Consider the following 11414-nt stretch of genomic DNA (forward strand, 5'->3'; position numbering starts at 1 on the left):
CAAACAAAAAGGGCAAGGATTTCTCCTCACCCTTTACCAACGCACTGACGATGGATCAATCAGGCTGGTGCCGTTGCATTCGGCTCGACATCGCTTGGCGGATTGGTCGGCGGATTTTTCACCGGCAAACCTGCCTTTGGTGGGCGTGGTTCGCGGCCTTCCATGATGTCATTGATCTGATCCGAATCGATGGTTTCCCAATCCAGCAAGGCTTTGGTCATCATCTCGACCTTGTCGCGATTTTCTTCCAGCAGCTTGCGTGCAAGGGTGTACTGCGTATCGAGGATGCTGCGGATTTCCAGATCGACCTTTTGCTGCGTCGCTTCCGAAACAACCTTGCCACCCATGCGGCCCATGTAATTATCCTGATCTGTATCTTCATAGACCATGGTGCCCAAGGTTTCCGACATGCCGTAACGCGTCACCATTGCACGTGCAAGTTTGGTTGCACGCTCGAAATCGTTCGAAGCACCGGTAGACATTTGATGCATGAAGATTTCTTCGGCGATACGACCGCCGAACAGAATCGAAATCTCTTCGAGCATCTTGTCCTTGTACATATTGATGCGGTCATGCTCAGGCAACTGCCAAGTGAGGCCCAATGCAAAGCCGCGCGGCATAATCGTTACCTTGTGAACAGGATCGGCCTTCGGCAGCAGCTTGGCAACGACAGCGTGACCCGATTCGTGATACGCCGTATTGCGACGCTCTTCCTCACGCATGACAGCCGACTTACGTTCCGGACCCATCACGATCTTGTCTTTTGCGTCTTCAAAATCCTGCATTTCGACTAGGCGCTTGTTGCGACGCGCAGCAAACAGCGCCGCTTCGTTGACCAGGTTAGCCAGATCGGCACCCGAGAAGCCAGGTGTACCACGCGCCAGGATATCGGCCTTGACGTCGCTGGAGATTGGCACCTTGCGCATGTGCACGTTGAGGATCTGTTCGCGACCACGAATATCCGGCAAGCCGACGATCACTTGACGGTCGAAACGACCTGGACGCAGCAGCGCTTTATCCAGCACATCGGCACGGTTGGTTGCCGCGATCACGATGACACCCGAGTTCGGTTCGAAACCGTCCATCTCGACCAGCATCTGGTTCAGCGTCTGTTCGCGTTCATCATTGCCGCCGCCCATGCCTGCACCACGATGACGACCAACTGCATCGATCTCGTCAATGAAGATGATACAAGGCGAATGCTTCTTGGCGTTTTCGAACATGTCACGCACGCGCGATGCGCCGACACCAACGAACATTTCAACAAAGTCAGAACCCGAGATCGTGAAGAAAGGCACCTTGGCTTCGCCAGCGATAGCGCGTGCCAGCAAGGTTTTACCGGTACCTGGAGGGCCAACCATCAGCACACCGCGTGGAATGCGTCCGCCAAGCTTCTGGAAGCGCGTCGGATCGCGCAGGAATTCGACGAGTTCGCCGACTTCTTCCTTGGCTTCGTCGCAACCGGCAACGTCAGCCAGCGTAACGGTATTCTGTGTTTCATCCAGCATGCGCGCCTTCGATTTACCAAAGGAAAACGCGCCGCCCTTGCCACCGCCCTGCATCTGACGCATGAAGAAAATCCAGACGCCGATCAGCAACAGCATCGGGAACCAGGAAATGAAAATCTGCGAGAGGAAGGATTGCTCTTCAGGCTGCTTGACGTCGAACTTGACGCCATTGTTGACCAAATCACCTACCAGACCGCGATCCAGATAAGTGATGGCCGACTTGATCTTCTTGCCATCCGTCGTAGTGGCGACGATCACGCGATCTTCGATGGTTGCTTCGCGAATGCGCTTGGCTTTGACTTCATCAAGGAAATCGGAATAGGCAACGGGCGTCGCCGAGCCGGCAGACGTGCGGCCATCGAACTGCTTGAAGACGGTGAAGAGAACCATCCCGATGACCACCCAGATTGCGGCCTTGGAAAACATGTTATTCACGGAGACTCCTTGGACGCAACGCGCCTTTTTCTAGAAATATAAGCTGATTCTACTCGTAAAATCCCAGCCTTGCAGTATCCGGTATTGGGGTAAATGCCACGGAAACAAGGGCTTAGTTCATCTCAAAGCGGATTTTTGAGCGTTTTACCGAGCAGGAAGACTTCGGAAGATTTATCGCGACTGGCTTTCGGCTTTTTCTGGGTAACGGTTTTGAATTCGGCACGGAATTTTTCCACCAGATAATTGTAGCCAGAGCCGTTGAAGCATTTGACCAACAGAGAGCCCGACGGCTTCATGTGATGTTGGGCAAAATCCACTGCCAAATCGATAATATCCTGCACACGGGCGGCATCGGCGACGGCAATGCCGGACAGATTGGGCGCCATGTCAGACAGGACGAGATCCACCTTGCGCCCTTCCAAAACCTGCTCCAATTGATCGAGAATTTCCTGCTCCCGGAAATCGCCAAGGATGAAATGCACATCGGCGACCGGCTCCATCGGCAGCATATCGAGACCAATGATGGTGCCGTTGATACCGCCGCAAGCAGCGCCAGCCAGCTTGTTGCGCACATACTGCGACCAGCTACCCGGCGTACACCCCAGGTCGACGATAATCTGCCCCGGCTTGATCAGCTTTTCATCTTCGTCGATTTCCTTGAGCTTGTAGACGGCGCGCGCACGATAACCTTCCTTCTGCGCCAGCTTCACATAAGGATCGTTGATATGGTCATGCAACCAGTTTTTGTTTAATTTCTTCTTTGCCATTCGCGTAGAATACGGGTTTTACAAATCCTGCGGGATCAATGATCGCCATTCAGAGCGAGGTGTTGTTCCCTGCCCCACCGGTTCCATCCATGTCCAAACTTACTCCGGCCGAGCGCAGCGCACTGCGCGCTGAAGCCCATGCCCTCAATCCCGTCGTGCTGATTGGCGAATCCGGCCTGACCACCAGCGTCATCAAGGAAATCGAGCACAGTCTCGATGCCCACGGCCTGATCAAGATTCGCGTATTTGGCGATGACCGCGAAGAGCGCGTGGCGATCTACGAAACCATTTGCCAGAAACTGGACGCGGCACCTGTCCAGCATATCGGCAAGTTACTGGTGATTTACCGCCCCAAGAAGGAAGCCGAAAAAGCCCGCAGCGAAACGCGCGGCAAGGGCATGCGCGAAGTGACCATCGTCAAGCCCAGCCCCAGCGGCACCAAGCGCCCGACCGTCACCAAGGTCATGGTCAAGGGAAATGAACGCGTTACCCAAGGCGGCTCGATCAAACGCGCCAAGCCGCGTCAAACCAGCAAGAAGAAATCCTCATTGGGCCGCTGATTGCTGCGTTGATTCGCAATCAATGCGGGTCAACGCAGCTTCAGAATCAGTGCCGCACCAAGCAAGCTCTGAATGACGTAAAAAACGGTTGAAATACCGTGCAACATGCCAAAACGCTGTTTGGCTTCGGCCAATTGCACGGCATCCTGCGTACTTGCCAGAATCTCGCGCAGCGAACCCATGAAGGGTTGCAGGCAAAAATAACCCAGCACCGTACAAGCCAGCATGGCCAGGATCAGATAACGCACCGCCTTGCTGGTCGGCAAATGCAAGCGACGCTCTGCGCCAGCCTGCAAAATCCAGATCGCTATTGCGCACCCCACCGACAGCCACGCCACAATACGAAACAGACTGCCTGCAATACTGCCCGCCAGGCTGCGATCAGCCAATGTCGAAAACAGCGTAGGCGCAACCATAAAGCCGATTGCCCATAGGGCACCGACCCACAGTACGCCCACCAGCAAGCGGCCGGACTGCCACATCAGATGTAGGAAACCTTCAGTACTTCATATTCGCGCAAACCGGCAGGCGCTTCGACGGCCACGACATCGCCCTCAAACTTGCCGATCATGGCGCGCGCAATCGGCGACGTCACCGAAACCTTGTTTTCCTTCAGATCGGCTTCATCAATGCCGACGATCTGGTAACGCACCTGATCACCGGTTTCGAGGTCTTCGAGTTCCACGGTGGAGGCAAACACGACACGGCCATCCGCATCCAGTGCTTTCGGATCGATGATCTGCGACGACCCCAGCTTGCCCTCGATGTCTGCAATACGGCCTTCGATGAAAGCCTGACGTTCCTTCGCTGCATCGTATTCCGCATTTTCGGAAAGATCACCTTGAGCACGCGCTTCGGCAATCGCATCGATCACCGCGGGACGATCCTTGGATTTCAAGCGGTGCAATTCTTCCTTGAGAAGATTGGCACCATGCAATGTGATAGGTGTACTCATGTTTTTTCGTTGATATAAGTTGAAAACCACAGAGGCCGCAGACTTCGCCGGAAAACCCGACGCCGTCTGTGACCTCTGTGGTTCGTTTCTAAACGTGTGGGCTTAGTGTAAGGTTTTATGCAAGCCTTGTAAATCGTAGACATGCAGCTCGTCGAGGTGCGCCATGCCCTCCACCGCAGCCTCTGCGCCCGCGATCGTGGTGTAGGTTGTCACACGTGCCGCCAACGCCGACGTGCGGATCGCACGCGAATCGACGATGGCACTGCGCTTCTCTTCCACCGTGTTGATGACCAGAGCAATTTCATTGTTCTTGATCATGTCAACGACATGCGGACGACCTTCGGCAACCTTGTTGACCGACTCGACCGGAATACCGGCTTCGGCAATCGCTGCTGCCGTTCCCTTGGTCGCGACGATGGAGAAACCGATATCGACCAGATCCTTGGCTACCTGCACGGCACGCGGCTTGTCGCTGGCTTTCACACTCAGGAACACCTTGCCTTCGCGTGGCAGCTTCACACCAGCGCCGAGCTGCGACTTGACGAAGGCTTCGCCAAACGTCTTGCCCACGCCCATGACTTCGCCGGTCGATTTCATTTCCGGGCCGAGAATCGTATCCACGCCCGGGAATTTCACGAACGGGAACACGGCTTCCTTGACGCTGAAGTATTCCGGTACGACTTCTGCCTTGATACCCTGGCTATCGAGCGACTGACCGACCATGCAGCGCGCTGCAATCTTGGCCAGTTGCAAACCGGTTGCCTTGGACACGTAAGGAACAGTACGCGATGCGCGTGGATTGACTTCCAGCACGAAGACGACATCTTGCAACTTGCCGTCAATCTCCTGCTGTTGAATCGCAAACTGTACGTTCATCAGACCAACCACATTCAGGCCCTTTGCCATTAACGCGGTCTGACGCTTGAGTTCGGCAATGGTTTCCTGTGACAACGAGTATGGCGGCAACGAGCAGGCCGAGTCACCCGAGTGCACGCCTGCCTGTTCGATGTGCTCCATGACACCGCCGATGAAGACACGTTCGCCATCGGACAGCGCATCGACGTCGCATTCGATGGCATCGTTGAGGAAGCGATCGAGCAAGACCGGCGAGTCATGCGACACCTTAACGGCTTCACGCATGTAACGCTCGAGATCGCGCTGTTCGTGCACAATTTCCATCGCGCGGCCACCCAACACATAGGACGGACGGACTACCAACGGATAACCAATTTCCTGCGCCAGACGCAATGCATCCTCTTCGGTGCGCGCCGTGCGGTTAGGCGGTTGACGCAAATTCAGATCGTGCAACAGCTTCTGGAAACGCTCGCGATCTTCCGCCGCATCGATCATGTCCGGCGAGGTACCAACGATCGGTACGCCATTGGCTTCGAGATCGAGTGCGAGTTTCAATGGTGTCTGACCGCCGTACTGCACGATCACACCATATGGTTTTTCCTTGTCGACGATTTCCAGCACGTCTTCCAATGTCAGCGGCTCGAAGTACAAACGATCGGAGGTGTCGTAGTCGGTCGACACGGTTTCCGGGTTGCAGTTGACCATGATGGTTTCGTAACCGTCATCGCGCATCGCCAGTGCCGCATGCACGCAGCAGTAATCGAATTCGATACCCTGACCGATACGGTTCGGGCCACCGCCCAGCACCATGATCTTTTTCTTGTCGGTCGGCTGCGATTCGCACTCTTCCTCATAGGTCGAGTACATGTAGGCGGTGTTCGTCGCGAACTCACCGGCGCAGGTATCGACGCGCTTGTAGACCGGGCGAATGTTCAGTGAACGACGCTTCTCGCGCACATCCTTGTCCGAAATTTTCAACAGCTTGGCGAGACGACGATCGGCAAAACCTTTTTGCTTGAGGCGCAGCAGGGTGTCCTTGTCGAGCGCGGCCAGCGTCTTGGTTTCCAGCCACAATTCCAGATCGACGATTTCCTTGATCTGCGCCAGGAACCATGGATCGATGTGCGTCAGGTTATGCACCTCTTCCAGCGAGAAGCCTTGCGCGAAGGCGTCGCCGACGTACCAGATACGTTCCGGACCTGGTTCGCCGAGCTCTTCCTCGATGGTTTCGCGGTCGGTGGTCTTTTCATTCATGCCATCCACGCCGACTTCCAGACCGCGCAAGGCTTTCTGGAACGACTCCTGGAAGGTACGGCCGATTGCCATGACTTCACCGACGGATTTCATCTGGGTCGTGAGGTGGCTGTCTGCCTGCGGGAATTTCTCGAACGCGAAACGTGGGATCTTAGTGACGACGTAATCGATCGATGGTTCGAACGATGCCGGCGTCGCGCCACCCGTGATTTCATTACGCAATTCATCGAGCGTGAAACCGACCGCCAGCTTGGCAGCGATCTTGGCGATCGGGAAACCGGTCGCTTTCGATGCCAGGGCTGACGAACGCGATACGCGTGGGTTCATTTCGATCACAATCATGCGGCCATCTGCCGGATTGATCGAGAATTGCACGTTCGAACCACCGGTATCGACACCGATTTCGCGCAATACCGCGATCGATGCGTTACGCATGATCTGGTATTCCTTGTCAGTCAGCGTTTGCGCTGGTGCGACCGTGATCGAGTCGCCGGTATGCACACCCATCGGGTCCAGATTTTCGATCGAGCATACGATGATGCAATTATCGGCGCGGTCGCGCACGACTTCCATCTCGAACTCTTTCCAGCCGATCAGCGATTCTTCGATCAGCAATTCGGAGGTCGGCGATGCTTCCAGACCACGTTTGCAAATCGCTTCGAATTCTTCGGCGTTGTAGGCAATACCGCCACCTGTACCACCCATCGTGAACGACGGACGAATGATGACCGGGAAACCGAGTTCTTTCTGTACAGCCCACGATTCTTCCATCGTGTGCGAAACACCTGAGCGCGCGGAGCCGAGACCGATCTTGGTCATAGCGTCCTTGAACTTGGAACGGTCTTCCGCCTTGTCGATGGCTTCCGGCGTGGCACCGATCAACTCGACATTGTACTTTTCGAGTACGCCGTTGCGCCACAGGTCCAGCGCGCAGTTCAGCGCGGTCTGACCACCCATGGTTGGGAGGATGGCGTCCGGTTTTTCCTTGGCGATGATACGTTCAACGGCTTGCCAGGTAATCGGTTCGATGTACGTCACATCCGCCGTTTCCGGATCGGTCATGATGGTCGCCGGATTGCTGTTGACCAGAATGACCTTGTAACCCTCTTCACGCAGCGCCTTGCAGGCCTGTGCGCCAGAGTAGTCGAATTCGCACGCCTGACCGATCACGATCGGGCCTGCGCCAATAATCAGAATGCTTTTAATGTCGCTGCGTTTAGGCATTTTTGTGTTTCTCCATCATCGCCACGAAGCGATCAAACAAAGGGGCGATGTCATGCGGGCCTGGCGAAGCTTCAGGATGTCCCTGGAAGCAGAAGGCCGGCTTGTCGGTACGTTCGAAACCTTGCAGGGAACCGTCGAACAGCGACACGTGCGTGACGCGGCAGTTGGCCGGCAAGGTAGCTAAGTCAACCGCAAAACCGTGGTTCTGCGACGTGATCAGCACTTTCTTGCTGTCGAGATCCTGCACCGGGTGATTGGCACCGTGGTGACCGAACTTCATTTTGAGTGTCTTGGCACCGGAAGCCAGCGCCATGATCTGGTGACCGAGGCAGATACCGAACGTTGGAATGCCGCGTTCGATCAGCTCTTTCGAGGCAGCGATCGCGTAGTCGCACGGTTGCGGATCGCCAGGACCGTTCGACAGGAAGATGCCATCGGGATTCAGCGCCAATGCATCGGCAGCAGTCGATTGCGCAGGCAGCACGGTGATCTTGCAGCCACGCTCGGCCAGCATGCGCAGAATGTTGAATTTCACACCATAGTCGAAAGCCACGACATGGTATTTCGGCGTGATCTGCTTGCCGTACCCCTTGCCAAGCTCCCACTCGGTTTCCGACCATTGATAGGACTGCTTGACCGACACGACCTTGGCCAGATCCAGACCGGACAAACCACGGAACGACTTGGCCAGTTCCAGCGCCTTTTCCGGCGTGGCATCGGCACCAGCCAGGATCGCGCCGTTTTGCGCACCTTTTTCACGCAGGATGCGCGTCAGTTTGCGCGTATCGATGCCGGCAATGCCGACCACGTTTTCCGACTTCAGATAATCGGACAACGATTGCGTGGAGCGAAAGTTGGAAATCTGGATCGGCAAATCCTTGATGATGAGGCCGGCAGCATGGATACGCGTGGATTCAACGTCTTCCTTGTTGATACCGGTGTTGCCGATATGCGGATAAGTAAGGGTAACGATCTGGCTGTTGTAGCTGGGGTCGGTCAGGATTTCCTGATAACCGGTCATGGACGTGTTGAACACGACTTCGCCGATGGTATGACCCGGCGCACCGATGGAAAAACCCTGGAAAATCGACCCGTCTGCTAGCGCTAGGATGGCCGGTACAGTTTGGCCGGAGAAGAATGGCGGCAAGGGGTAACTCCTGAGATGGTTACCGCCGTTGCGCGCGCCGATAGTCCCGCCGAAACCCGCGCGCCCTCCTTATTTGCGAGCGCGCCACATGCCGAAAAATGCGTCCGGAATGGGTGTCGTACAGGTCTTGTCGAGGCGATGGGAAGTGGGTATGCGCTACGGCGGAATAAAATTAGCTAAACCGGCGAATTATAGCGCAATTCACCCCCGACTGGCAACCGCAAAAGGTACCGTCGGAGGCAATCAAAACATGAACCGAAACTGCAGATCGGAATGCGGGATCAAACGCCGAGCGCCGTGATGCCCGCCTTTGCGATTTGCACGTCTTCATTCGACTTGACGCCCGACACGCCGACCGCGCCAACACATTGATCGTTCACGATGATCGGTACCCCGCCTTCGAGCATGCCTTCCAGCGTCGGCGCCGTCATGAACGAATAGCGGCCGTTATTGATGATGTCTTCGTAGACTTTCGATTCGCGACGACCCAGTGCGGCAGTACGGGCCTTTGCCGGCGCAATGTGCGACGAAATCGGTGCCGCACCATCCATGCGTTGCAGCCACAACAGGTGGCCGCCATCGTCCACGATCGCGATCGTGACATTCCATTTATTCAGCTTGGCTTCGGTTTCGGCGCCCGCTGCAATTTTCTTGATGTCGTCAAGCGTGAGGATGGTTTTGGTTTGCATGAATGCCTCCTTTAAAAAGAAGCTGGCATTGTACGACAGGCAATGCCAGCAAGATCATGATCAAGGCCGCTTTTGTTTTATCGCTTGCCCTTGTGTTTCAGCATAAGCTCCATCAGCGGCTGCCAGTCGACTGCCAAATGACTCAGGTGATCCAGATGTGCCGTCACCTGCCCTTCCTTGCCCTCGGCAATCCAGCGCAACAGCGTCGGCAAATCCACGGATGGCTCCGCTGGTGTAGCGGGTGCAAGGCTTGCCGTCACCATCGGCAACTGCAAGCCGCTCTCCAATAATTGCGTTTCCTGCGCCGCAATCACACCCGTCACGCCATGCTGCAAGCCAAGCCGCGCGCGTCGCACAGCAGCCTCGCGTAATTGCAGCAGCGAAGGCGACAAACCCAGCGACGATTCGCTTACCGACACTACGCCACAGCTCGCCACGAGGAACATTTCGCCATCACCATTCGGGTGCGCATGCACTATGGCACGGCAAACGCGTTCGGCAAAATTACGCGCCGAATCGAAATGGATGCTGCCAGTAGCAATGACGAATTCCGCTTCGTCGATCTGCGTCACACAATCGGACTGACGCACCGTGCGATACAGCAATTGCCCCACCGCCTGCACCAGACTGCGCGGCGGCCCCATCGGATACCCTTCCAGACCGGCATGTTTGAGACCCAGGCAAATATGCAGCACGACGAAGTTGCGACGCTGCCGTGTCGCGCTGGCGTGCATGGCGCCAGCCTGTTCCTCCCAAACGGACAAGGTGGGCAGCGCGACATCTTCAGGACTATCCGGCTGACGCATCAGGAATTGCAAGCCACGCTCGAATTCGTTTTGCGTACTGGTCAATTTGGCAAGAATATCCAGCCGAGACAGCAGCTGCGCGGTACCAATGCCCTTGGTAATGAGATCGGTTGCACCGGCTGCCTTGGCACGCTCACGCTCGGCTTGGTCGTCATTTCCAGACACCACGACCACCGGGATGGTACGAATTCTGCTTATCTTGGAAGAGCGGATTCGTTGCAGCAAGCCATAGCCATCGAGTTTCGGCATGGTCAGGTCGGAAATCACGACACGTATGCCCGGATCCAGCAAGAGTGCCTCCCATGCCTGCTCGCCATCGAGTGCTTCACGAAAGTCGAACATACCTTCAATATGCTTGATCAACGTGGCACGTACGATGCGGGAATCATCGGCGATCAGAATGCGGGGTTTTAGTGCGGGGGGATGAGCAGGATCGGAATACATAGACAGCCTTTTTTGATTTGTCAGAGCATACCGTCAGTGAATAACTTTTGACAGCACTTCCGGTTTCCCTTACATTCCTCCAGTCGCGAACGAACGAGAAGCGTATTTGATGGCATCTTTTCAACGAATTTTCCGTATCGGGCAGTTAGCACGCTTCGCAGTCATTTCTTCCATTCTCGCCGGCAGCATGGCAGTCGCCGGCTCCGCCTGGGGTGTGGATACGCCCCCGCTCAAGGAAGGCATCAAGCAAACATCGAAACTCGAAGACCTGACGCATCAGGCTTCCGAGTTGGCTTTGCACGCCATGGGCATGCTGGGTATCCGCTATAAATATGGTGGCAACTCGCCGGAAGAAGGTCTCGATTGCAGCGGCCTGATCAATGTCATTTTCAAGGAAGCCTGGGGCAAGGAACTGCCACGCACGTCGAAAGAACTGAGTCGTGAAGGCGAGCGCGTGGAAAAGACCGATCTGCAACCCGGCGATCTGGTGTTCTATAACACCCTGCGTCGCAGCTTCTCGCACGTCGGTATTTATCTGGGTGACCGCAAGTTCATCCACGCACCGTCGTCCGGCGGCCAGGTACGCATCGAGAGCATGGATCTCGACTACTGGAAAAAGCGCTTCAATGGTGCACGCCGCATCAGCGAACCGGAACCTCGCTAAATAGAAGAACTCAATAAAAAACCGCGCCGAAGCGCGGTTTTTTATTGGCCGGAACAATCTCACTGCTCACGCATGGCCTTGAGCTTGCGCTTGATCTCTGCCATCT

Annotated in this window: 10 protein-coding genes; 2 read left to right on the forward strand and 8 right to left on the reverse strand. The window is 55.7% G+C overall.

Annotated features, from left to right (window positions below; genetic code table 11):
* Nucleotides 1–59 precede the first annotated feature (59 nt).
* Both ftsH and QZ725_RS03210 read right to left on the reverse strand, forming a co-directional pair.
* Entirely contained in the window at nt 60–1943 is a 1884-nt protein-coding gene (gene ftsH / locus QZ725_RS03205) for an ATP-dependent zinc metalloprotease FtsH (protein ID WP_293776205.1), read from the reverse strand.
* A 122-nt stretch (nt 1944–2065) separates the two neighbouring features.
* Nucleotides 2066–2710: an RlmE family RNA methyltransferase gene (locus QZ725_RS03210; RefSeq protein WP_293776207.1), complete on the reverse strand. Its 645-nt coding sequence runs from the start codon at nt 2708–2710 to the stop codon at nt 2066–2068.
* An 89-nt stretch (nt 2711–2799) separates the two neighbouring features.
* Here QZ725_RS03210 and yhbY point away from each other — a divergent pair, with 89 nt between their 5' ends.
* Complete coding sequence (yhbY, locus tag QZ725_RS03215; RefSeq protein WP_293776209.1) at nt 2800–3270, forward strand: ribosome assembly RNA-binding protein YhbY; 471 nt, start codon at nt 2800–2802, stop codon at nt 3268–3270.
* A 29-nt stretch (nt 3271–3299) separates the two neighbouring features.
* Here the strand turns inward: yhbY and QZ725_RS03220 are convergent, their stop codons facing one another.
* The 6 genes from QZ725_RS03220 to QZ725_RS03245 all read right to left on the reverse strand — a co-directional run bounded on the left by QZ725_RS03220 (nt 3300) and on the right by QZ725_RS03245 (nt 10644).
* Nucleotides 3300–3752 carry a DUF4149 domain-containing protein gene (locus tag QZ725_RS03220; RefSeq protein ID WP_293776210.1) on the reverse strand — a complete coding sequence of 151 codons (453 nt, stop codon included), beginning with the start codon at nt 3750–3752 and terminating at the stop codon, nt 3300–3302.
* Nucleotides 3752–4225, reverse strand: a complete 474-nt coding sequence (gene greA, locus QZ725_RS03225) for a transcription elongation factor GreA (RefSeq protein WP_293776211.1) — start codon at nt 4223–4225, stop codon at nt 3752–3754. The genes QZ725_RS03220 and greA overlap by 1 nt, the downstream gene beginning before the upstream one ends.
* 102 nt (nt 4226–4327) lie before the next feature.
* A complete protein-coding gene (gene carB, locus QZ725_RS03230; RefSeq protein WP_293776212.1) occupies nt 4328–7558 on the reverse strand; it encodes a carbamoyl-phosphate synthase large subunit in 3231 nt (1076 codons plus the stop codon).
* Complete coding sequence (gene carA, locus QZ725_RS03235) at nt 7551–8705, reverse strand: glutamine-hydrolyzing carbamoyl-phosphate synthase small subunit (RefSeq protein WP_293776213.1); 1155 nt, start codon at nt 8703–8705, stop codon at nt 7551–7553. The genes carB and carA overlap by 8 nt, the downstream gene beginning before the upstream one ends.
* Nucleotides 8706–8986: 281 nt before the next feature.
* Nucleotides 8987–9394 carry a heme-binding protein gene (locus QZ725_RS03240; RefSeq protein WP_293776214.1) on the reverse strand — a complete coding sequence of 136 codons (408 nt, stop codon included), beginning with the start codon at nt 9392–9394 and terminating at the stop codon, nt 8987–8989.
* A gap of 77 nt (nt 9395–9471) precedes the next feature.
* A complete protein-coding gene (locus QZ725_RS03245; protein WP_293776215.1) occupies nt 9472–10644 on the reverse strand; it encodes a response regulator in 1173 nt (390 codons plus the stop codon).
* A gap of 109 nt (nt 10645–10753) precedes the next feature.
* Between QZ725_RS03245 and QZ725_RS03250 the strand changes: the two genes are divergently transcribed.
* Nucleotides 10754–11308: a C40 family peptidase gene (locus tag QZ725_RS03250; protein WP_293776216.1), complete on the forward strand. Its 555-nt coding sequence runs from the start codon at nt 10754–10756 to the stop codon at nt 11306–11308.
* Nucleotides 11309–11414: the final 106 nt, after the last annotated feature.

Source organism: uncultured Oxalicibacterium sp. (genome assembly GCF_913776015.1).
Classification (GTDB): domain Bacteria; phylum Pseudomonadota; class Gammaproteobacteria; order Burkholderiales; family Burkholderiaceae_D; genus Oxalicibacterium.